The following is a 21144-nucleotide window of genomic DNA, read 5'->3' on the forward strand; positions in this document are numbered from 1 at the left end:
GAATCCCCCCATCGGTTATTGTATCATGATGATTGTTTGAGTGCTCTTCTTCGTTCGGTTTCCTCGTCCCATTCCTCGTCGGTCGGCGGGGTCGTACGCTTGAGCTTGAGCGAAAGCAGGAGCGCACCGGCGGTCAGAACAAAAAGTACACCAAATGCCACTTTCGCTCCGAAAATATCCGGGTTATCCACCATGGACCAGCCCTGCGCCGACTGAGCGGAGGTTGTCATCGTCGTCACAAGCAGCGCCGTTCCGATGGAAGCCGCGAGCTGACGGGTCGTGTTCGTGACCGCCGCACCGTGTGGAATCAGTTTAGACGGAATTTCATTCAAACCTTCCGTGTTGACCGGCATCATAACCATCGAAAAGCCGAGCATTCGCACCGCATACAACACAGCGAGCAAAACCATCGGCGTTGTCGTCCCGATAAACATGAATCCGGCCGTCGACACCGCCATGAGAACAAATCCGGGAATGGCAAGCGCCTTCGCTCCGACTTTGTCAAAAATACGCCCTGTAATCGGCGACATAAGTCCCGCGATTAACGCGCCGGGGAACAGCACAAGCCCCGATTCAACCGCGGTAAAATCACGCATGTTCTGCATGTACAGCGGAATCAGTGTCTCCAGGCCGATCAGCCCGACAAAGCCGACCATACAGATAATCGTGGAATACGTGAAGATACGCTGCCGGAACACCCGGAACTCGAGCATCGGATGCGGGACGCGGAGCTGCCGGCGGATGAAAAAGTAAATCAACGCGAGCCCGGCAAACAGGGCAATCAGCGTCAACGGATTGGCCCAACCGTTATTCCCCGCACTCGTAAACCCGTACAGCACACCGCCGAAACCGAGCGTGGAGAGCGTGATGGAAATCGGATCGACTTTTGGATTTTTCAGCTCTGTCACGTTCCGCATCACAAAGTAGGCAACGACAATCATGATCAGCGCAAGCGGCACAATGCCCCAGAACAGAAGACGCCAGTCATAGTTTGTCGTGACCCAGCCGGACAAGGTCGGCCCGATCGCCGGCGCGAACGAAATAACCAGACCGATATAGCCCATCGCCGCCCCGCGTTTTTCGACCGGAAAAATAAGCAGGAAGATCGTCTGCATGAGCGGCAGCATAACGCCCGCCCCGGCCGACTGAATCACCCGGCCCGTAATCAGAAACGGAAAATTGGTGGCCAGGCCCCCGACCACGGTTCCTGCGGCAAATACACTCATCGCCGTCAGAAACAGCTGGCGGGTCGTGAATTTTTCCATCAGAAATGCTGAAACCGGTATCATAATCCCATTAATCAACATGAACACCGTCGTCAGCCACTGGGCGGTGTTTTCACTTATGTTCATTTCCTGCATGATCGGCGGAATCGCCGTGATCATGAGCGTCTGGTTCAAAATAGCCACGAAAGACCCTGCGATTAACAGCGCAGCAATCACCACGCGATTGTAGCTTACTTCCTCACTCATTCTACCAGTAACTCCTCTTAATCGTTCTTTTTACGTGAATCATTTATTATACGCTTGTTGGATAAGAGTAGCAAATAAAGGCACTTCTCTTCCACCAACTCCATGTTATGTCATAACTCCCACCCCCTTTTTCCCTTTTACCCCTTATATATAACGTGAAAGGAGGTGAGAGCCGATGGCTGAAATGATCAACTCCCGTCTCACCCTCGAATTCAATGCCGGAATGGATGAATCCGGAGAGACGGTATTCAAGCAGAAAAATTTCAACAACGTCAACCTGGAAGCGGCGGACCCTTCGCTTTTGACCGTCGCGACCGCCCTCGGACAGCTGCAGGAACTGCCTGTCACTGCTGTCACACGTACGAATGAGTACGACATCACGGAATAATGTTTCGTGAAAAAATAAGGAAAGGAGGCTGCGCCCATGACAAAGCGAATCGAACTTCGTTTTTCCAATGAAGAAGGCCGGAACGTCACGGTTGCTGTCGATTTTCCGGTGGACCCGGTAGATCCGCAGGCCGTGGAAGCCGCGATGGATGCGGTTCTGAACGAAAATGTTTTCTACTCTTCCGGTGGAAGCATTGCCGCCAAACGGGACGCCCGTATCGTGGAACGTACCGTCGACACGGTGTTTGAAGCATAAGCTAAAGAAGACCGGCTGATGGGGCCGGTCTTTCTTTTTGGAAAGGAGGTGCCGGTATGGATATGTGGCTCAATGCTGTCGGGGAATACGGTATCAGCACGGTGATCGCGTTCTACCTCCTGCACCGGATGGAGAAAAAACTCGACACCCTGATCTATGTCGTCCAGGCCCGGGAGCAGGCAGACACGGCAGCCGTCCGCCCCGTTACTCTCGAGTCCCATGAAAAAACAACGCCGCTTCAATGACAAGCGCTCCCGGCCGGTTGGTCCACCGTCCGGGAGTGCTTTGTTTTGTTCTACGGGACACAAGGAGGCGGGCTGCTGCACATTGTGACGCCTGTACCGGCGCAAACATCCACAATCGTGAGCTTGGGGCAAAAAGTAACGCTTAAGCTCCATCTAAGCGTCACAATAACGAAGTATTTTTTCCAAAGTGCACTTTAGACAAAAAAGAACCCTTTTACCGACATTTTCCGCCGCAAAGTGTCCACTATGTTGGTTTACCGGACACTCTGCCCGGCAAAATGTCCGGTATTTTTACATTACAGACATTTTCCCGTCTGAATCCCGTAAAAATGTTTCTAATCCTGATTTTACGGACATATCACTTGTCAAATTGTCTATTATTGTGACATAGCGTGCGCTCCACTCCAGCTGTCAAAGGACATAACTCCCGGACGATTAAAAGCTGAGCTGGATGGGAAAGCTTTTCAGGTCGTTATGAATGAAATGATACCCAATATAGTGAAAAGAATATAGATGCCTGCAATAATGGCAAGTGCAATGAGAATTTTTCTAACCATACAATTTTCATCTCCATTCATCTATTTCAGAACCACTTCCGTAACGTTGATCCATCGCCCCTTAATTCATCCGTCCGAATACTCTGATACTATTTTCCATGCCTGCTTTATTCTGTGGTTGTGACCTGCTGTACGAATCCTTCGCCCTGCACGTCCAGCTCTTGGGGTACTTTCAGCAGCAGAGCACTGTAGCCGAGGTTCATACGGTCCCCGTGCCCCAATCCATCGGACTCATCGAACGGCACCATAGGAAACGCTTTTTTAAAACCAGCGTAGGTTCGTTCATTATCTTCTCCTGAATTCGTAAGGACAGATAGAATGTCTTTCTGCTGTTCGAGGACCGGCGCGTATCCGGCCTTCGCCTGCTCGCCGTTTACCGTAGACGGTGACTGGTAATAAGCGGCTGTCGGATGATCGTAGGTTCCTTTTACATAATAAATAGGCAGATCGCTTATTGCCGCATTTACAATCAGTTCCTCCTCGACCGATTCCAGCTCCCATTCTCTCTGCAGGTAATTGTCATCGATGGCGTCCAGGTTGCCGGTCTTAAACTGGTTCCGCAATGTCTCTGCCTCACTCTGCACATAGGACGGGGTCAGGGTTTCTTCGGGTGACGCCGCCCCGGTTAAAAAGATACTGTAATGCGCGGCACTGATAAGGAGCACGAGCACGTAAGCGCCGAACACCAGGAATACTTTTCTACCGGTTACCCATTCTTCCGATAGAATCCGTCTGCTGGTGAAAAAGGACAATAGAATCAAAAAAACCAGAGCGATAATTCCTATCATCATTGTCTCACCTCCAGACGTTTTGCGAGCAGCAGACCGGCGCCGAAGACCAGCACGAGTATCCCGAGCACTTTCAACGAAAACAGGGGAAAGGAAGATTCAAGGTAGAGAAAGGCTCGAAGTTGTACCGCAATATTTTCCAATCCCCGCAGCGACATCAAACCGATCCCAACAGCTGGCAGGATGAGCTTGAACGCGCGGTGCCACTGGATAATGATACCGGCCAGGTACCCTGCCGCCGCGGACAATAGAACATAACCTGCCGCAGCAGCCGTTCCCATCAAAAACAGCCCGGGGCTGGGCACCGTACTCATTATCACGTTGTCATGAATATAAAAAGCGAGCACACGGATGAGAAATCCGGATAAAGCCGCCGTGACACCGCCTGCTGCACTGACCGCACATAAAAACAAAATGGTCGAAAGATGGCTCGTGAGCCTATTCGTCACAAATAGAAAATCGTCTTCCCGGTACGCTTTCGTTGTAATATTAAGCGAACACAAAAATCCCCACAGCATCGTAAATACAATCACGTAATCCGACGAGTACGTGTCCATCGTGATATCGAATCCCTCTTGAAACATAGACGTTGTCACCGCGCTGAAGATAGTGGACGACAGCAGTACAGCAAACAGCTGCAACAGAAGCAGCGCACTCAGAATTTCCGTGAAAGCACGGCATTTGAACGTAAACAGACGGCCGATTGCCGTCGTCATGTTAACGGCGTTCGAGGACATCATCAATGCTCCTTTCTTTTTTCGCTGTTAGATAAACGGCGGCCTGGACAGGAGGCACGGTGGAGAGCGTGATACCGTTTTGACTCATCTCCCGGCGTTCCGCTTCAGAAAAATCATTCTCCACGATCACGTATTCCTCTCCGGCTGCGGCCGATGCCGAATGCAGCACCTGATGCCGCTTCGTCCACTCGGTCAGAAGTGTTTGTTCCCCTGTCAGCCCGATCAGCTTCTCCCGCATGTCATCCATGGAAACGTGCAGCTGAATGCGTCCCTCATCAATCAGGATGACATCCTCCAGCAGTTCTTCCACTTCCTCCACATGGTGGCTCGAAAGAATGATCGTGCGGGGATGAGCGATATATTCTTTCAGCATCACGCGGAACATATCCGAACGCACCGCCGCGTCCATCCCCGTCATCGGTTCATCGAGCAGCGTGACCGGACAGCGCGCCGCCAGCCCGAAGATCATGTTGAACGTACTCTTCTTTCCTTTGGATAGTTTTTTATGTATATCTTTTTTGTTCAGCCCAAAGTAATCAAACAGCGTTTCCGGCAGCGTCTCATCCCAGTTTTCATAGAACCGTTTCCCTTCCTGAAGCAGTTCGCCGAGCGACAGCGCCGCCGGCCAGTTCATCGACTCATCAATAAAAATACTGTTCGCCGACACCTGCAGGTTATCAAACGAAGGCTCTCCATCAACGTGGAGGCTCCCCGCACTCGGTCTTATAAATCCGGCCGCCATTTTCAGCAGCGTTGTCTTACCGGCACCGTTGCGGCCGATCAACCCGGTAATCGTGTGTTCCGGTATCGAAAACGACACGTCATCGAGCGCTGTCTTTCTGCGGTAGGTTTTGGTCAGCTGCTCTGCCTGTATGACACTCATTGTTTCTTCCTCTCCTCTCTCACCATCTGCATCAGTTCCTCCTCCGGCACATCCAGCCGGTCCGCTTCCTGCACGAGATCCGAAATCATCGTTTTCAGCGTATGCGACCGGCGCTTCTCGATGACTTTCTCCCGCGCCTCTTCGGCGACAAATTTGCCCATGCCGCGCCTGTCGTACAGAATGCCTTCCTCCGCCAGCTTCGTCAGCCCCTTCGCCGCCGTCGCCGGATTGATTGTGAAGCGCTCCGCCAGTTTGTACTGCGAATACACGTGGTCGTGCGGCCGCAGCTGTTCTTTCAAGATCTCCGCTTCAATCCACTGGGCAATCTGTAGATAAATCGGTCTCGAATCGTCTGATGAAAAAATCACAGCCTCCCCTACTTTCTAAGTCAGTGCATTAGTCATGTAATGTAGTATATAATAAATGGAAAGAAACGTCAATCCTGTTTCTCTAAAGGAAACAATGAGGAGCGTTCTTGAAAAAAGTGACGCTTAACGTCCTTCTAACCCCCACATTTCGGGGATTTGGACAAAAAAGTAACGCATAGAAATGATCTATGCGTCACAATGCCCGGATGCTTTTTACAAAGTGCACTTTAGACAAAAAAAGAAACCTTTTATAGACATTTCCCGCAGCAACGTCTCCGTTATTTTTACGTTACAGACATGTTGATGCCCGGATTCCATGAAAATGTCTCTAATCCGCATTTACCGGACATTTCACACGCCTAAGTGTCCATAATTTCTGCCGGCCCGTGAGCATCTCCTAATAGAAAAATATGTAATCCTGTGTTACCATGCGAATATTGATGCTGTTTGCATTTTTCAAACAAACGAGGTCGCCGACATTCACTTGAGAAAGTCCCGGCGGTCACCCCCTTTTTGCCAGCATGGACCGGGTGAGATACCGGAACATCAGAACCCCGCCGGTGAAAATAGAAGCGGTGACCGCCACCGTGACATCGCGGCCGAACGGTTTAAACCAGGAGCCGTCGTCTGCGATCAGGACGTTCCCGAGAAAAAGCGACAATCCCGCGCTCAGCACGAGAACGGGAACAATCGCGCGGATGTCGGCATACGACACGGCCGCTCCGGTGAGGAGCAGATAGATAAAAACGCCCGGCATTAAAAACGAGGCCTCCTCCCCGGCGAGGTGCTGCGTGTATTCGTAAAAATGAAACAAAAACCCAGCCGGCACGCACGCCAACACGAACCCGGCGGCTGTAATAAACGTTTTCATGATGTATCGTTCTCCTCTCTTATAGCAGCAAAACCACCCACGGACTGAGAAGAAGCGCCAAACTGACAATCCCCAGTTTCCAGCTGAGCAGCGCCGCGGCTGCAATCATGGAAAATACGCCGCTGATCAGCGTCAGCAGGATGGTTATGGCAAACCCGTAATCCTGCGGCCAGAACCACCATGATACCAGGCCGACCGCGAAAATCAACCAGTATACAACATACGGAAGCCACCGCATCCATCTCACTCCTCTCCACTCTGGTTCATTCATTTTAACATAATCACCTTATCACTTATTTACAGTATGATGAAAGTTTGGTAGGTTATTGATGAAAGGTGGAAGAAAAGATCGAGATGAAAAAAATGATAAGATTCGTTATTGGGCTTAGTTTTATATTTTACCTGTGTGTCATCATCCTGCTTTTGTTTATAGAAGCCAGGGGATATATGACCGCATCGGGTATGAGTTTTCTGGAGTATGCCGCAAACTCCTCCAACATTATTCCCTTTAAGACAATAGGTACATATATACAAGCCATGTTCACCGGCAGCATGAACATAGATATTCCGGTTAAAAACCTTATCGGTAACGTGTTGGTGCTGCTGCCGCTTGGCTTGTACCTGCCGTTTTTCATAAAATCATTAAGAAAAATCGGGGCGTTTACCATAACTCTTACCGCCGTTTCTTTTTTGATTGAAATTCTGCAGCTGGTAATGAGGAGAGGAACATTTGATATCGATGATGTGATTCTTTATATGCTTGGCGCGTGGCTGGGATTTGCGCTTTGGAAAACGAATCCGGTGAAGATGATTGTCCGGTATCTCGAAAAAAAATGAACGGCAGATGGCGCTAAGGGTCACAATGGGACGTGTAACGGAGAAATGTGCACTTTAGCGCGCTGCTACCCATCACAATCCGGCCAGCGGGGCAGAAAAGTGACCCTTAGAATCTGTCTAAACGTCACAACCCCTCTTTGTTTGCTTCAAAGTACACCTTAGAGACGAAATCCGAGCTGATACTGGACACTTTCCATCTAAAAATGTCCAGTATTTTTATGTTTAAACCATTTTTCCTATCGGATCCTGCGAAAATGTCTCTGCCCCTTCTTTACCGGACATTTCCCAACCCGGCCGTCTGTGTTTATACAAAACTAAAAACAAGGACAAGAGCGGAACAAAAGCACAGCACAGATGATACAACAATCCATATCGGTCTGTTGACAGGACGATCGCTGTTCCTTCTCTCATTGAGTCCCCTCATCAAACTGTCGGCACATACAATAAACACTAATAATGGTACAGACCAATCACCATCACCAAAAAACAGATTGAATAACGCGATAAAGAAGAGAATCAATAAAATAAAACGTAACACCTTAACACCCCCTTTTCTCCATATTTTCAGGCACTATCATGTAGAACACTAAACACTTCACAAAACTACGTTCCATACGTGTATAATGGCAACATTATCATTCTAACAAAATTTAACATTACAATAAAAGGCAAAAAAGGAGGACAGGGGATTAACCCCTGCCCTTCTTTTTACTGAATTTACTCTTTTTCATAAGCCCCAAGATCCGGCGCGCTTCCTTCATAGGAAAGACCGATGTCTGTGCCGGCGTCAATCAAATCGCTGCCGCTGTCCAGCTTCAGAAAGTCAGTCTCAGGCAGACTTCCATCTGCACTGCGCGGTCCGTCCGCCTCATTGTCATTGAGGCTGATAAAGTCGGAATCACTGACATCAACGCTCAGGTTCCAGCTGTTATACTCATCGTCCACGTCATCCATACTGGAGACCGGGCCGTCATGGGAGACGTTGTTCCGTAGTACGTGTTCCGCCTCACTGTCGGAAAACTGGAAGTTGTTTTTCCCGCTGTCCAGCGTAGCGTTGGCATAAGCAGTAACATGATAGACATTCACCGCTTCAGCATGCTTATTGTGGTTCACTCCGTTCCCGGGGTTTTCCCAGATGAGGGCCCGTTCGATGGTATGATTGCCGTCACCGCGGCCAAGCTTGATTCCGTTTCCATCTCCCTGAAAATCAGAATCTCCCCACGTATTCACACCGTTTCGGAACACCCAGGTATCTTTCACAGTGATCGCGGCATTGGCTTTCCAGAAATCATAACCGTCGTCCGAGTTGTTCCATGCCCTGCATCCTTCAAACACATTGCCGCTTCCCGTATCAAATTTCGCAGCGAATCCGTCGGCATTCTCGCCGTGATCACCAGGGTCGTAGTTGTAATAGGAGTCGACATTCCGAACGGTATTATCGGAAGCTCCTGTATGCAGCTGAATGCCTGAATCCTGATTTTCCCGAACATCCAGTTCCTCTATAAGGTTATTGGAACCGTCTACAAACATACCGTTGTCCCCTGCTCCCTGTACGGTAAATCCTTTCAAATGCCAGTAATCACCATGAACTTCTATTCCCCGGTTTCCATCGTCATCCTCCATTTCGGAAAAATCAAGAATCGGGGACTCGCCGTCGTAAGCAAGCAGGTGATAGCCTTCGCTGCTTGTCCCGTCTGCTTCCAGATCAATCGTCTCACCCAGCTGATACGTTCCTCCCCGGAGATAAATGGTGTCCCCCGCGTCTACTGTATCCACCGCATGATCGATTGTCGCAAATGGATTTGATTCAGAGCCGCTGCTGCTGTCACTTCCATCTACAGCTACATAATAGGCATCTCCGCTTCCGCCGCTGTTGTCATCGTCGTCTCCGTCATCTCCTGAGGAATCGTTCTCGATCCATAGATGATCGATATTGGCACCGCCCTCCTCTCCGACGCCTGTCAAACGTATGGTATTGCTTCCTTCCTCCAGGTTGGCATTAAGACCGGTATATCCCCAGTCCCCCCAGCCATCTGTGGGAACAAACGCCAGATTCCTGTCAATGAGAGAGCCATTCACCTCCACTTCAGCGGGACGGTCCCCATCCGATCCGCCATGCGCATAGCGGAAATGAAGCCGGTACGTACCGGAGGATGGAGCGTTGATCTGCCATTCAATATATCCTCCCGGTTCATTCGGCGTGTAATCGACAAAACCACTGCCGGTATAGCCATTGTGTTCAGCCGCTGTTTCCGCATCCTGAAAATAAGCATCTTCCGCTTCATACGTCTCATCAAAAGCCAAAGCAGAGGAAGGGCTTCCCCAGACCGCAAAAACAAGAGCACCAGTACCCAGCGCATAGGTCAATCCTACCGTTTTTTTCTTCCTTTTCCGCATATCCATGATAACCTCCCGTTTTTCATTTGATTCAAAAGAAATTTTGTATGCGCTTTCAAAAGGCTGAAGACGACGGTGTCAGCTGGTCACCTCCCGTGAAAGAAATACTATCTACACATTTTCTGCTTGAGAAAATGTAAAGACCGCAAAAATGAGAAATAAGGATAAGAATAAGGAAGAAATAATGTTTAAAAGGGAATGAATGTATTTGATAGGATTTGGTTGATTTGGTTTAATATTGTTTTAATATGTTGTATTTCCATTTATTATAATTCAAAACAATTAAAAGTACAAGTCTTTTATTGATAGAAAGTTCCAGTTATCAAGCTGTCTATGATAGATTTCACCATCGGAGAGCGGCGGCTCCAGTGAGAAGAATATAAATGATAACCGCCTGGATCGTAGAGTTGTTGAACGGTATTTTTGGACAAAACAGTTCATAGAGTGTCTATAATTGCATGATACCGGACACTTCCCACTGGGAAATGTCCAGTATTTTTATGTTACAGACATTTTTTCTGCAAATCCTGTAAAAGTGTCTCTAATCCTTATTTACCGGCCATGTCCCGCGCCAACATGTCCACAACCTGAATGTTACGGACATTTTCCATCCCAATGTGTCCACAAAAAAAGCCCCCGGCACTGGCGTAGTGCGACGGGAGCCTGCACTCTGATTACATCATATTCTGCATCCACTGCGGATACGGGGTGCGTGGTTCGCTGATTTCAGTGAGCCGGTCGTATTCGTCCTGCGTAAGCTCTATTTCGGCTGCTTTCAGGTTGGCTTTCAGCTGTTCGGTTTTTCTCGAACCAATCAGCACCGAAGACACAGCCGGGCGTTCCATAAGCCAGGCGAGCGCCACTTCCGCCGGACCGACGCCGTGGTTGCTCCCGATTTCGGTCAGGTTGTCGACAATCTCATTGGCCACTTTTTTGTCCGGGATTGGGGGGAAGTCCTGCAGATCCGAGGTGGCAAAGCGGCTGTCGCTGTCTTCCTCTTTTCTGTATTTTCCGGTCAGATAGCCGCCGTTCAGCGGGCTCCAGACAAGAATACCCATGCCTTCTTCCTCGGCAAGCGGTACGACTTCATGCTCGATGTCGCGGTTGATCAGGCTGTAATGCATCTGCGCCGACGCGTAGCGGGGCCAGCCGTTTTTGTCGGAAAGGCCGAGCCCTTTGGCAATCTGCCAGGCGGCATGGTTGGACATGCCGATGTAGCGGACTTTGCCCTGGTTGACGAGATCCTCCAACGTCCGGAGCGTTTCCTCCAATGGCGTGTTCTCATCGAAAGCGTGCAGCTGATACAAATCGATGTAGTCAGTACCGAGCCGGCGGAGGCTGTTTTCCACCGAATTCATGATATGAAAACGACTCAGGCCGCGGTCGTTCACGTCATCACTCATCGCCCCCATTACTTTTGTGGCAATCACCAGATCCTGGCGCCGGTTTTTCACCGCTTTGCCGAGCATCTCCTCCGACACGCCGTAGCTGTACACGTCGGCGGTATCAAACAGGTTAATGCCGGCATCAATGGACATGTCGACCATCTCGTCCGCCCGCTTCTGATCTTCAAAACCTATGTTCCAATCGTCGCCGAACGTCATTGTTCCAAAGGACAGTGCGCTCACTTTCAAGCCGGTGTTTCCAAGTTTGTTATACTTCACAACACGACCTCCTTCTATTTTGGAAGCTGCATGATGATTCTTTCCCAAAATTATCAGAAAAAAACACCCACCCCAAACATCCTGCTCACTATCTTGTAAAAAGGAAATCGCTGACGCCATAGATAATCCAGCAGCACTGTGGTACGGTAAGATTGTGTAAATATTTATGTAATAATCAGATGAACAGACAGGAAGGGAGGCGCATAATGAAATACGCTGTATTTCTTTCAGTGTTTGTTTTTGCTTTGTTACCAAGCTGCTCCACCACTTCCCAAAATGATGAAGAAAGTAAAACAACGTCAGGAGCAGGATCCGGTTCTTATCAGGCCTGGGTAAGAGTGAACGGCTCCCTCTATGTATCCCTGGGTGTTGAAAATGACGGGAGATATACAAAAGAAGAAAAAGTGGGAAATGTCCAATACAAACTGCCATTCGACCAGTCGATAAAAGAAAATTTCGCATCAAACTATTTGGAAGAAGGGGCAGACATTTTCGCCACCCAGGAAGAAAAACCTATTCTTCTTGGGGAAACGGAGGAAGGAACGTTTGAGATAATGGAAAAAGAGGACGACTAACTCTTGGTTCCCTGACATCGAAACAATCAGCCGGAACACAACGTCCTCCACCCTTCAATAGTGAACATTCCGTCATGAGCTCAAAAAAAAAAATAAACCAGTATCTATAGAAACCGCAGATACTAGTCCAGTCTTTCTTATTCCTGTTTTACAGTCATTTCCATCAGCTTTGTATCACAAATTCCATGTCCCTTCCGCCGTCACAAACACATGACCACCTACTTGAATGGAAAAAGAGCTTTCTTTTTCAGCGGCGACGTGCAGCAGGGAGGGACGTCCCACAGGCAGGCCTTGTTCCACTTTATAGTTCAGGCTGGTGTTTTTAAAATAACTGTGTTGGAGCAGCCAGGCGGCGAGATTGCCGTTGGCGCTGCCGGTGGCGGGGTCCTCGAGATGTCCGGAAGTGAACATAAATACCCGCACGTACAGATCGTTATCCGCGTGTACCGGCTCCGGGGCAAACACGAGAAGGTTCGCGTCCCCGATCTCATCAAGAATCTCATCATACAAACGATGCTCCACGCGGCAGCGGTCGACAGCGTCCCGCGTGGCGAGCGGTACAATGATGCTTGGCAGCCCCGTTGATACCGGCTGCACCGGATACCCTGCCTCAATATCTGCTTGACTGATATGCAGGGTATCGGCGAGGCGGGCGGCATCCAGCACGTCATGAAACGCCGGCTCGTTCTGCGTCATCCAGCCTCGTTCCCCTTCAAAAACAACCGGCACCTGCCCGACGTTGAGATTCAGCAGCACCTGATCCGTATAATGGTCTTCGATAAACCGGCGGATCACATACGCCGTGCCAAGCGACGGATGGCCGGCAAACGGAATTTCTGCATCCGGGGTGAAAATTTTCACATCATAGCCGCCATTCCCTCGGCGTCCCGACATGATAAAGGTCGTTTCGGAGAAGTTCATTTCTTTAGCAATCTGCTGCATCTCTTCCTGACTGATGTCAACGTCCGACTGAAACACCGCGAGTTGGTTGCCCTGGTACTTGTCTTCGGCAAACACATCCACGATATGAAAATGCATCAACAACTCTCCTTTCCCCGCCCCCTTTATACGGAGGCGGTACGGCATAATGATAGAGATTCCTTAACAGAAGAAAGCATGGACGAAGGTTAAGCAGTGAAAGTAGACGACCTGCAGCACCTAGCGGAAGAACAGGAAGGATGTCAGGATAAACGCTGCCGGGATAACAATCAAGCCTGCTTTGTCTGCTCTCGAATACCGCTTGGACCCTTTTCCGGTGATAAAAGGCAGAACCATCGATCCTGCGATTCCCGCGAAAAGAAAGCCGGCCGCCAGAAAGACATACCCCATGGCTTCAAATCCCCGCGCGACCAGCAAGGCATACAAAATAATGATAACAGCCGCCGCCACGGTCACAAGAGATGCGGTATAAAAACGACCGCTTTTCCTGGCGAGAATCAAGACAAAGCTGAAGAGCAGCAACCCAAGAAATAGTCCAACGGCGAAAACAGCGTACACAGCATCTTCCTCCTTCGTTTTTTTACCCGGAATAAACGATCCGGGTGTTGACTTTTTTCCATAAATACCAGACCGTATAGGCGACAAATAAAAGCCAGATGCCGTGGTGGGCGGCAAAGGTCCAGAAGCTCCAGAACAGGCTTTCCACAAAACCGGTTCCCGACATCACAGCGGTGATCAACAGAAAGAGGAAGGTGAACATGGAAAAGACGTAATGCACCACGAGCGAAGTCGAGCGGTTTAACACCGATGTCACCCAAAGCAGCGCGGCGAACACGGCCGCCGCTGCCACGAGATTGACCGCCAGTACAAAACCGGGGGACAACCCAATCACCGCGCCGGCAGCCGGATCATATCCTTCCAGTTCGGTGCCCAGGTATTCCTTGAATCGGTCATGGGCCATCCGCCGCCTCGCACCGACAAAGCCAAGCACCATCCAGACGAGAAGAAGTACCGCCGCGGTCATCCGGAATCCCGCGCTTGAAGACAGCGTATCACGCATCCTTCATTCATCCCTTCGTCGTATGTATCGGATAGATTCCGTGCTTCCAGCTATATGCGCCCGGATCCCGATAATTGACCACTCACGTCTTCTATTTTTCCACGCTTTTCACCCACCGTACCAGCCAGTACAAAACAATCCACGGCAGAACAAATTTCGTCGACCATTCCACTATAATGATCACCCACAGACGTACATCGACGCCTGCTATCTGCAAAAGGACGAAGAATGCTGCAATCAAGGCAGCATCTATGATAATCCATTTTTTCTCCATCGTTATCCCTCTCATTCCCGTTCCACTTTTTCTATGATAGGATACCCTTATCAAAATTTTACATGAAGAAAAAACCCGTATCTTTCAAAATCTACGGGCAGGAAAGAGGTGGTACACCTTTGGAAGTTATCACAGGAAATGAATCGCTGCTTACCCTGCTGACAATAGGAAGTTTCCTTATTCTAAACAAACTCATTACTTCTACCATTCTACGAAAGATGAAAGCAGACAAAACAAAATGGTTTTCCAGTACTTATTTCAATGATTTTCACCGTCAAGCCGGTATCATTCTCAACTTTTTACTGGCCTTCGCTTTTTTCTGGATTTTCGCTTTTGGTGAAGTGTATCCTGTATTAGGGTCAGCTCCGCTTGTGGTAGTGATTCTTTCCATTGTTGGTCTGACCGCTTATATGAAGTGGCGTCACGCCAAAAACCGTGCCAATTACAAAGCGTACCTCCTAAATGTTGCTTTCACCGCTGTTTTTGCGAGTGTTTTTGTGCTTTTCGTCATACAAATCATATCTTGATGCATGCTGCATTTTGGCAGCAAAAAAGACCACGGATCAGTTTCGAATGTTTCAAGCGTGCACTTATTCTATTCTTCCTGCCCAAAGTGCCGTTTAGGCGTGCTCTAAGGTACACTTTTCCCCCTTAACGCAAAAATGTGACGAGTAGACAACGGCTAACCGTCACATTTTCCCTGTTTCGATTACATTGTGCAGCTTTGGCTGCTTATTAAGCCGCATATATCACTTTAAACCGTTCACACACGACCAGCATGCCTTTTTGAAACGTGAGACCGCGGCTTTCAAAAAAACCATCATGTCATTCTCTATAACTATTGGCACACTGCCCTCCTGAAACATATAGACCAGTCTTCTCCGATTTTAAAACCTATTAAAGAGATTTTTTTACAATGCTCTTAAGGAGGAGTGCAATTTGGTTCAGATTTCAAAAGAATTGATGAAGGGAAATATTGATACGATTATTCTCGCATTGTTGAACGATCAGGATATGTACGGATACGAGCTGGCTAAGTACATTCGAATAAAGACGATGGATCAGTTTGAATTGAAAGAAGGCACACTCTATGTCTCTCTCAAGCGGCTCGAAAATAATAAATTGGTGCGTTCTTATTGGGGTGATGAACAGGGAGCAGGTGGACGAAGGAAGTATTATACGTTAACCAAAGCAGGAGAGAAAACCCTTCGCGAAAAGAAAAAAGAATGGAACTTGATGAGCGACATCATGAATGGATGTCTGCGGGAGGTGACTGACCTGTGAGACAAGTCGATACGTATGTGGAACAAGTCTTTCAAGAACGGAACAAAGATAAGCAGGAAATTAAGGAACTGCAAAACGAAATGAAAAATCATTTATATGAATCCGCGGCTGATATCAAGCGAAAAGGATTTTCTCAGGAAGAAGCGGAAGAAATTGCGATTCAGCGATTTGGAGGAGAAACGATTATCCCCCGCATTTTGGATCAAGTGTCAAAGCAGCAGAAATCTTTTGCGGATAAGTTGTTATACGCTGGCATTATAATGCTTTGTTTGTCACTCGCAGCCGGACTGGGTTTACATTATTTTAGTGTACATATGGTCACAGAACAATCGAGGATTGCAGACAGCGCGTTGGATATTTTAGGAGAGCAGGAGGAAATATCCGGTGGGATGGAACAGCAAATTCAACAGGAGATAGACAGCCCATATCTTGAAGAACTTTCCGTGTACCGCATCAATGAAGAACCGATTGATGATGTTGTTTCCAAAAGAGTAGTCGAAACAGAACCGCGTTTTGCTTTCAACCAGAGTCCTTCAATAATAGGAAGCATCTTTCTTACTGGAGGGAAAACAGAACACCGAACTCCTTCCTGGAAAATAGAAAGCCATATCAATAACTTTTACACTCTTTCGGATTACATTATTTACACAGGACTCCTATTATATTGGGTGTTATTTTCCATATGGGGAACCATTCGTGCTCATCATAAAAATCTATCACCCTGGCGGTGGGGGATAATCTTTCTTCTCTCCAACGTTGTAGGTTTATTGATCATGCAGTGGTTTCAACGAAGCGTCCGGAAGAAAAGCAGCTAGAATAAAAGGCGGCAGCAAATAAGGAAAATAAATAGTGCCGCCCCTTCCCACTTCCGGCCGGATTCACCTGTACCCCCGTTTCATCAGCGTTTTCCGAAATCATTGGCGGACTGCCGTCGAGAGTTAACGAGGATATTCTTCAGTATGATCTTTCAACCAACCGGCAATCTCCGTTAACGTGACTTCTCCTTGAGCGGCAGACACCGTGAAATTCTCGTTCTCCGTGTCATTTTTTTTGATTTTATAACCGTTCTTCTTTAAAAATATATCAACAGCTGCAAAAGCGGTTCGTTTGTTGCCGTTATGAAAGCAGTGATTCCTTGCCAGCGACTCGAATAATGCTGAAGCTTTTTCAAATAATCCCGGGTATGCGTCTTCTCCAAAAGCGGATTGCTGCGGGCGGTGGACAGCTGATTCAAGCAGTCCCTGATCTTTTATTCCGGCCTGCTCTTCGTCTTTGAATTTTTTCATCATCATAAAATGCAGCAATGCGACGTCTTTGGTTCTCAAATATACAACCGCCATCTATCTATCCTTCAAGTTTTCAAAGACATCATGGTGCTCTTCAAAGGTTTCAGCAAGCATATCCAACATCTCTGCATCCACTTCCTCTTCCCACTTCCGCTTTTTCGTTAACACCAGCTGGTTATCATGAACCTCGAATTCGATTTCATCACCGCGTTTAATCTTTAAAGAATCGGTGATGGATTTTGGCAGGCCGACACTAAGACTGTTGCCTGTCTGACTTACTTTACGACTTTCCTTCCCACTCATAGAATCACATCCGCTTCCTGTCTATTTTTACTCACTATGGGATTTCTTTCAAAAAATATATACATACCAATTTTCAATGTAATTACATCATAACTCATCATGAAGAAGAAAACAAGCAAAAGGACTATAGCAGAAATACTATAAAAGCGGGGGTTGAAAATTTTCAAGATGTTATTCAATATTGTAATTACAGTTCAAACACGGAGGCCGCTGCGATGTTAAGTTATTTTAAATTCTTCTTATTCATGATTGCTGGTCTTTCCTTATGGCAGGTGCTGTTTTCATCGTTTGACCAGCCAATAATCGACATCATTGGCATCTCCTGTTTTGCAGCGTTTTTCAAATGGTTATTCGAACGGGTGGTGGAAAGAAAATCAAACAGCTCAGAATCATCCTAAAATCACCTTCTTATCATAGAGAAATATAGTGGGGTAAGCCAATATACCCAAAATCAACTCCATAACATTGGAACTCATTTTACGCGGACCACATTTTCTGTCCATGAACATAACCTGATAAACGGTTTCTATCCGCCATACACCACGTTGAATCGTTCGCAGACGACGAGCATGTCTTTTCTGAAAGGGAAGCCATAGCTTTCGAGAAGCTCCGTGAAAAATGTTTCATGCGCGTTCCACCAGTCCTGGTAGTCTCCTTCCCCCTCTGCGAGCGCAAAGGTCTCCGGGACTTCATTCATCGGCATCATCGTTACGTCGGTCACCTGGATAACAGCAGCCGGATGCTCTGCCGCGTCGACAACAATACTGAGATCCCCTTTCTCCGGCAGAGGTTCCTCTTCCCATTTATATTCTGCAAACGCCGAACAGGTCGCCGTCTTTTTCCCCTGTTTCACGAGATCCGCCAGCTCATCCGCCGCCGTTCCGAAAGAAAATACCTCCACCGCCTCACTCGGGTCAACTCCATGCTTTTCACAATATTCGTTCCAGAATTTCTCTACCTGCTTGTTCATTTTTACGCCTGCTCCCTTTCGTACCTCTTATTAACAGTTCGTTTTTCTATAAGTACTCTTTAATGAAAAATCAATTCGGACGGAGGTGCTGGAAATATGTTTAAATGCATACCTCAACGGCAGCATATCAAGGGTTTGGTATGATACAGTTTACTCCCGAAGCGACAGGTGGTTTCCATTAATCGTCACATGACCGTCTTCCTGCCACTGCACTTCAGCCTGCCGGGCATGGGTTTTGGAGTACACCGGCTTTGTGAACCACAGCGGCCCGTTTTGCTGCGCGCGGATGCCGTACGATCCGGCGGCTCCGGCATCCCAGCTGTAAATATCCAGCGCGTAGGTGCTGTCAGGGGACTCAACCGTCTTCATGTGCGTTTCTTCTCGTAAGGAAAACATACTTGTGAGAAGTATTTCAGCTGTAAGCGCAAAACACAGCAGCACGGAGATGGTCAGCGTAAGCAGGGCACGTGCCTTGCTCCAACCCCGGCCTTTTCGGATGGTATCCATCACACCCAGCACCAGCAGACCCATGCTGACTGACAACAGGATGAAATCAGCAGGAGCCACCTGCCATGTACGGCTGACATACGAATACCAGGAATACGACGTTAACGCCGCCCAGCACAGAGTGAAGAAAAAGGAAACGATGTAAACGTGACGCACTCTCCATCCCCCCCCTTTTTAGTAGTCTAATCTTATGTTATGACAATTTTACATGAAAAAGGAAACACTGGGTAGAGATGCCCTGCTATAAAGACCGCAGACCGGGTGCTGGATACGTGATGCGTTGCAGGCGGAAGGAGGAAGCATTCGAGCGAAATCATGTCGATTTCGAGCGAAAAGATGTCGGTTGCGGGCGAAACGATAGCGGATTCGAGCGAAACCCGCCCATACCTCCTATACGTCCGCCCTCCCCCAAGCAACCAGATATGAGCGCAGAGCTTCGGTATCCTGCTCGGGATCAGCGAGAGCGATGTATCCGTCCGGCCGGATGAGAAACATGGCGTGTTTCGGGATGCCGGCTTCTTTTCCGGCTGAGGTCCATGCCGGTTCATGAAGCGGTAGTCCGAGGTCTTCGGCTGTGCGACGCAGTTCCGTCGAGGCGCTTCCGTACACATGCAGCTGCCAGTCCGCACTCTGCAGCAGCCGGAAGTTGTCTCCATTTTCTCCGGGAAGCCACGGCAGACGGTCCCCGCCCTGGACGCGTCCGGCTTTTCCCGAACTGAGCCCACTGTTACGATAGTGAATGCGGATTTGCGACACCGTTTTGAACACCTGGCGCTTCACCGGCAGATTCTTTGTCATCCACGGAATGACGCGGGGGATCATGACGTTTCGGACGAAATCCGACGTCATCCCGTCCCCGGCTATCCTTTGAAAAGCCTGGTCCGTTGTGGCGACCAATCGTTCAGCAAACGATCTTCGTTCCGTGTCATACGTATCGAGCACGGAAGCGTCCATGTTTCCCTTCACAACAGCTGCCAGCTTCCAGGCGAGATTCACAGCATCCCCGATTCCTGTGTTCATCCCCTGCGCTCCGGCGGGGCTGTGGATATGAGCGGCGTCCCCGGCTAGAAAGACTCGGTTTTCACGGAATCGTTCACTGATACGGTGATGAACCGCGTATTTGGAAAACCAGTGAACATGCTCCACGTCAATCCCTATCTGTTTTTCCAGAAAGGGGAGGAGCCGGGACGCATCAACTTCCCGCTGCGGATCCAGAAAACGTTTCGGCACCAGGCCGATCAGGCGCAGCGAACCGGTCGTACGAATCGGAAACACGAGGCTGAACGTATTTTCAAACAAATGCATCTGCCCGCTCTCCACGTCCGCCGGGCTTTTCACATCGGCCACGTAGAACACGTGGTCATTGGTACTGCCCGTGAACGGCACGCCGAGATTTTCCCGCACGGAGCTGTGCGCCCCGTCACACCCGCACACATACGCAAAGCGGGAGGTTTCCGTGCCGTCTTTTTTCTCCATTACGACATCCACATGCCCGCTGTCCTGGTGGAAAGAAGGAAGCTCCGTGTTCCATTCGACCTCGATGCCTTTTTCCTTCAATTTATCAATAAGAAGACGTTCGTGTTCATCCTGCGGCAGTATCAGGACGTATGGATACGGACTGAGTCCCCGGCCCATTTCGTGAAAATCCATAGCGGCGCGCTGCTGTTTCTCCCGGTAGATCTGAAGCTGCGGAAGAGGATAGCCGTTTTGAATAAGAAGGCGGGCCGCGCCGAGCTGTTGATATAATTCCAAGCTGCGGGCATGAACCGCCATCGCCCGGGATTCCTTTCCCGGGCCACTGCTCTGGTCGATGATGCGAAATGAAATGCCGTGCTTTTCAAGTGCCAGCGCCATCGCCAGTCCCGTCGGCCCGGCCCCGGCAATCAGAACCTGTGGTGTCATAAACGTTCTCCTTTACGGTGGATTTTTTCTCTGAATTCCCTCTCTGTGTCTTTATTAATCCTGACTTCTCCTTACAGCCAATCCTATTTTGATCTATAAGGGGGTGGAGGTTTAGACATTCTCTATACCAAAGTGTCCGGAAATCATGGATAGTGGACACTTTTAAATGAATGATGTCCATTACTTGCAGGAAACCAAACCGGATGATTCGTATGTTAGAAAAACGGGATAAAGGGGTAAGGGTTGGCGTATGCTAGGAAAAGAAAGGAGAGAGTGACGATGGATCCTCTTTCGCTGATTATACTTATTGTGATGATTATCTTTTTATTCCCGCTCATCATGCGCGGTGTCGGCTGCGTGCTGCGGATCATCGCAGGCGTTGTGCTCATCATCGGCGCGATTATTTTGCTGGGAGTGCTCTTGTAACGGAAAGATTTACGCACTAAAATAAAGAGTTTGGGACAAAAGCACATGATGCGGCAGATAACACGAATGTTCCGGGTCACTAATCAAAAGCTGTATAGCAGCGGAGCCAACATGCTTTGACTCCTGCTCAGAACAGCACGAGTCACGGGGACCCCG

Annotated in this window: 28 protein-coding genes; 10 read left to right on the top strand and 18 right to left on the bottom strand. The window is 48.7% G+C overall.

The window, feature by feature from the left end; all coding sequences use genetic code 11:
* Nucleotides 1–23: 23 nt before the first annotated feature.
* Entirely contained in the window at nucleotides 24–1472 is a 1449-nt protein-coding gene (locus ACFSUB_RS14365) for an MDR family MFS transporter (RefSeq protein ID WP_380713950.1), read from the bottom strand.
* A 175-nt stretch (nucleotides 1473–1647) separates the two neighbouring features.
* On the opposite strand from ACFSUB_RS14365, the gene ACFSUB_RS14370 reads away from it, so the two are divergent.
* Genes ACFSUB_RS14370 through ACFSUB_RS14380 form a run of 3 tightly spaced genes read left to right on the top strand, consistent with a single transcriptional unit; the run spans nucleotide 1648 to nucleotide 2360 of the window.
* Complete coding sequence (locus ACFSUB_RS14370; protein WP_380713951.1) at nucleotides 1648–1860, top strand: DUF1659 domain-containing protein; 213 nt, start codon at nucleotides 1648–1650, stop codon at nucleotides 1858–1860.
* Nucleotides 1861–1896: 36 nt separating this feature from the next.
* A complete protein-coding gene (locus ACFSUB_RS14375) occupies nucleotides 1897–2115 on the top strand; it encodes a DUF2922 domain-containing protein (RefSeq protein WP_380713952.1) in 219 nt (72 codons plus the stop codon).
* A 56-nt stretch (nucleotides 2116–2171) separates the two neighbouring features.
* Nucleotides 2172–2360 carry a YvrJ family protein gene (locus tag ACFSUB_RS14380; RefSeq protein WP_380713954.1) on the top strand — a complete coding sequence of 63 codons (189 nt, stop codon included), beginning with the start codon at nucleotides 2172–2174 and terminating at the stop codon, nucleotides 2358–2360.
* A gap of 664 nt (nucleotides 2361–3024) precedes the next feature.
* On the opposite strand, the gene ACFSUB_RS14385 is transcribed toward ACFSUB_RS14380, so the two are convergent.
* From ACFSUB_RS14385 to ACFSUB_RS14410, 6 genes are all read right to left on the bottom strand, one after another.
* Complete coding sequence (locus ACFSUB_RS14385) at nucleotides 3025–3708, bottom strand: hypothetical protein (RefSeq protein WP_380713955.1); 684 nt, start codon at nucleotides 3706–3708, stop codon at nucleotides 3025–3027.
* Nucleotides 3705–4445 (bottom strand): hypothetical protein, encoded by a 741-nt coding sequence (locus ACFSUB_RS14390; protein ID WP_380713956.1) that lies wholly within the window; start codon nucleotides 4443–4445, stop codon nucleotides 3705–3707. The genes ACFSUB_RS14385 and ACFSUB_RS14390 overlap by 4 nt, the downstream gene beginning before the upstream one ends.
* Nucleotides 4423–5325, bottom strand: coding sequence for an ATP-binding cassette domain-containing protein (locus tag ACFSUB_RS14395; RefSeq protein ID WP_380713957.1), 903 nt, complete (start codon nucleotides 5323–5325; stop codon nucleotides 4423–4425). Before ACFSUB_RS14395 ends, ACFSUB_RS14390 begins: the two co-directional genes overlap by 23 nt.
* Nucleotides 5322–5693, bottom strand: a complete 372-nt coding sequence (locus ACFSUB_RS14400) for a GntR family transcriptional regulator (protein WP_380713958.1) — start codon at nucleotides 5691–5693, stop codon at nucleotides 5322–5324. Before ACFSUB_RS14400 ends, ACFSUB_RS14395 begins: the two co-directional genes overlap by 4 nt.
* Before the next feature lie 502 nt (nucleotides 5694–6195).
* A complete protein-coding gene (locus tag ACFSUB_RS14405) occupies nucleotides 6196–6564 on the bottom strand; it encodes a hypothetical protein (protein WP_380713959.1) in 369 nt (122 codons plus the stop codon).
* A gap of 19 nt (nucleotides 6565–6583) precedes the next feature.
* Nucleotides 6584–6835 (bottom strand): hypothetical protein, encoded by a 252-nt coding sequence (locus ACFSUB_RS14410; protein WP_380713960.1) that lies wholly within the window; start codon nucleotides 6833–6835, stop codon nucleotides 6584–6586.
* Between the two features lie 92 nt (nucleotides 6836–6927).
* Between ACFSUB_RS14410 and ACFSUB_RS14415 the strand changes: the two genes are divergently transcribed.
* Nucleotides 6928–7401: a VanZ family protein gene (locus ACFSUB_RS14415; RefSeq protein ID WP_380714258.1), complete on the top strand. Its 474-nt coding sequence runs from the start codon at nucleotides 6928–6930 to the stop codon at nucleotides 7399–7401.
* A 717-nt stretch (nucleotides 7402–8118) separates the two neighbouring features.
* Here ACFSUB_RS14415 and ACFSUB_RS14420 read toward each other — a convergent pair.
* Both ACFSUB_RS14420 and ACFSUB_RS14425 read right to left on the bottom strand, forming a co-directional pair.
* Nucleotides 8119–9804, bottom strand: a complete 1686-nt coding sequence (locus ACFSUB_RS14420; protein ID WP_380713961.1) for a right-handed parallel beta-helix repeat-containing protein — start codon at nucleotides 9802–9804, stop codon at nucleotides 8119–8121.
* 668 nt (nucleotides 9805–10472) lie between these two features.
* Nucleotides 10473–11462 (bottom strand): aldo/keto reductase, encoded by a 990-nt coding sequence (locus tag ACFSUB_RS14425; RefSeq protein WP_380713962.1) that lies wholly within the window; start codon nucleotides 11460–11462, stop codon nucleotides 10473–10475.
* 206 nt (nucleotides 11463–11668) lie between these two features.
* On the opposite strand from ACFSUB_RS14425, the gene ACFSUB_RS14430 reads away from it, so the two are divergent.
* A complete protein-coding gene (locus tag ACFSUB_RS14430; protein WP_380713963.1) occupies nucleotides 11669–12037 on the top strand; it encodes a hypothetical protein in 369 nt (122 codons plus the stop codon).
* Between the two features lie 174 nt (nucleotides 12038–12211).
* On the opposite strand, the gene ACFSUB_RS14435 is transcribed toward ACFSUB_RS14430, so the two are convergent.
* The 4 genes from ACFSUB_RS14435 to ACFSUB_RS14450 all read right to left on the bottom strand — a co-directional run bounded on the left by ACFSUB_RS14435 (nucleotide 12212) and on the right by ACFSUB_RS14450 (nucleotide 14310).
* A complete protein-coding gene (locus ACFSUB_RS14435) occupies nucleotides 12212–13075 on the bottom strand; it encodes a PhzF family phenazine biosynthesis protein (RefSeq protein WP_380713964.1) in 864 nt (287 codons plus the stop codon).
* A gap of 120 nt (nucleotides 13076–13195) precedes the next feature.
* Nucleotides 13196–13534: a hypothetical protein gene (locus ACFSUB_RS14440; RefSeq protein WP_380713965.1), complete on the bottom strand. Its 339-nt coding sequence runs from the start codon at nucleotides 13532–13534 to the stop codon at nucleotides 13196–13198.
* A 22-nt stretch (nucleotides 13535–13556) separates the two neighbouring features.
* A complete protein-coding gene (locus tag ACFSUB_RS14445) occupies nucleotides 13557–14036 on the bottom strand; it encodes a hypothetical protein (protein ID WP_090926632.1) in 480 nt (159 codons plus the stop codon).
* Between the two features lie 91 nt (nucleotides 14037–14127).
* A complete protein-coding gene (locus ACFSUB_RS14450) occupies nucleotides 14128–14310 on the bottom strand; it encodes a hypothetical protein (RefSeq protein ID WP_090926633.1) in 183 nt (60 codons plus the stop codon).
* Nucleotides 14311–14429: 119 nt separating this feature from the next.
* On the opposite strand from ACFSUB_RS14450, the gene ACFSUB_RS14455 reads away from it, so the two are divergent.
* From ACFSUB_RS14455 to ACFSUB_RS14465, 3 genes are all read left to right on the top strand, one after another.
* On the top strand, nucleotides 14430–14837 hold the full coding sequence (locus ACFSUB_RS14455) for a DUF4181 domain-containing protein (protein ID WP_380713966.1): 408 nt from the start codon (nucleotides 14430–14432) through the stop codon (nucleotides 14835–14837).
* 436 nt (nucleotides 14838–15273) lie between these two features.
* Entirely contained in the window at nucleotides 15274–15594 is a 321-nt protein-coding gene (locus ACFSUB_RS14460) for a PadR family transcriptional regulator (protein ID WP_380714259.1), read from the top strand.
* Nucleotides 15591–16409, top strand: coding sequence for a permease prefix domain 1-containing protein (locus tag ACFSUB_RS14465; protein WP_380713967.1), 819 nt, complete (start codon nucleotides 15591–15593; stop codon nucleotides 16407–16409). Before ACFSUB_RS14460 ends, ACFSUB_RS14465 begins: the two co-directional genes overlap by 4 nt.
* Nucleotides 16410–16532: 123 nt before the next feature.
* Here the strand turns inward: ACFSUB_RS14465 and ACFSUB_RS14470 are convergent, their stop codons facing one another.
* Nucleotides 16533–16934, bottom strand: a complete 402-nt coding sequence (locus ACFSUB_RS14470) for a type II toxin-antitoxin system death-on-curing family toxin (protein WP_380713968.1) — start codon at nucleotides 16932–16934, stop codon at nucleotides 16533–16535.
* A complete protein-coding gene (locus ACFSUB_RS14475; RefSeq protein WP_380713969.1) occupies nucleotides 16935–17183 on the bottom strand; it encodes an AbrB/MazE/SpoVT family DNA-binding domain-containing protein in 249 nt (82 codons plus the stop codon).
* 215 nt (nucleotides 17184–17398) lie between these two features.
* On the opposite strand from ACFSUB_RS14475, the gene ACFSUB_RS14480 reads away from it, so the two are divergent.
* On the top strand, nucleotides 17399–17581 hold the full coding sequence (locus tag ACFSUB_RS14480; RefSeq protein WP_380713970.1) for a hypothetical protein: 183 nt from the start codon (nucleotides 17399–17401) through the stop codon (nucleotides 17579–17581).
* 128 nt (nucleotides 17582–17709) lie between these two features.
* Here ACFSUB_RS14480 and ACFSUB_RS14485 read toward each other — a convergent pair whose 3' ends face one another.
* The 3 genes from ACFSUB_RS14485 to ACFSUB_RS14495 all read right to left on the bottom strand — a co-directional run bounded on the left by ACFSUB_RS14485 (nucleotide 17710) and on the right by ACFSUB_RS14495 (nucleotide 20562).
* Entirely contained in the window at nucleotides 17710–18153 is a 444-nt protein-coding gene (locus ACFSUB_RS14485) for an ASCH domain-containing protein (RefSeq protein WP_380713971.1), read from the bottom strand.
* A 150-nt stretch (nucleotides 18154–18303) separates the two neighbouring features.
* Nucleotides 18304–18816, bottom strand: a complete 513-nt coding sequence (locus ACFSUB_RS14490) for a DUF5412 family protein (protein WP_380713972.1) — start codon at nucleotides 18814–18816, stop codon at nucleotides 18304–18306.
* Nucleotides 18817–19050: 234 nt separating this feature from the next.
* Nucleotides 19051–20562 carry an FAD-dependent monooxygenase gene (locus tag ACFSUB_RS14495; RefSeq protein ID WP_380713973.1) on the bottom strand — a complete coding sequence of 504 codons (1512 nt, stop codon included), beginning with the start codon at nucleotides 20560–20562 and terminating at the stop codon, nucleotides 19051–19053.
* 279 nt (nucleotides 20563–20841) lie between these two features.
* On the opposite strand from ACFSUB_RS14495, the gene ACFSUB_RS14500 reads away from it, so the two are divergent.
* Nucleotides 20842–20988, top strand: a complete 147-nt coding sequence (locus tag ACFSUB_RS14500; RefSeq protein WP_380713975.1) for a hypothetical protein — start codon at nucleotides 20842–20844, stop codon at nucleotides 20986–20988.
* The last annotated feature ends 156 nt before the right edge of the window (nucleotides 20989–21144 follow it).

It is taken from the genome of Salibacterium lacus, from assembly GCF_042684865.1.
Lineage (GTDB): Bacteria > Bacillota > Bacilli > Bacillales > Marinococcaceae > Salibacterium > Salibacterium lacus.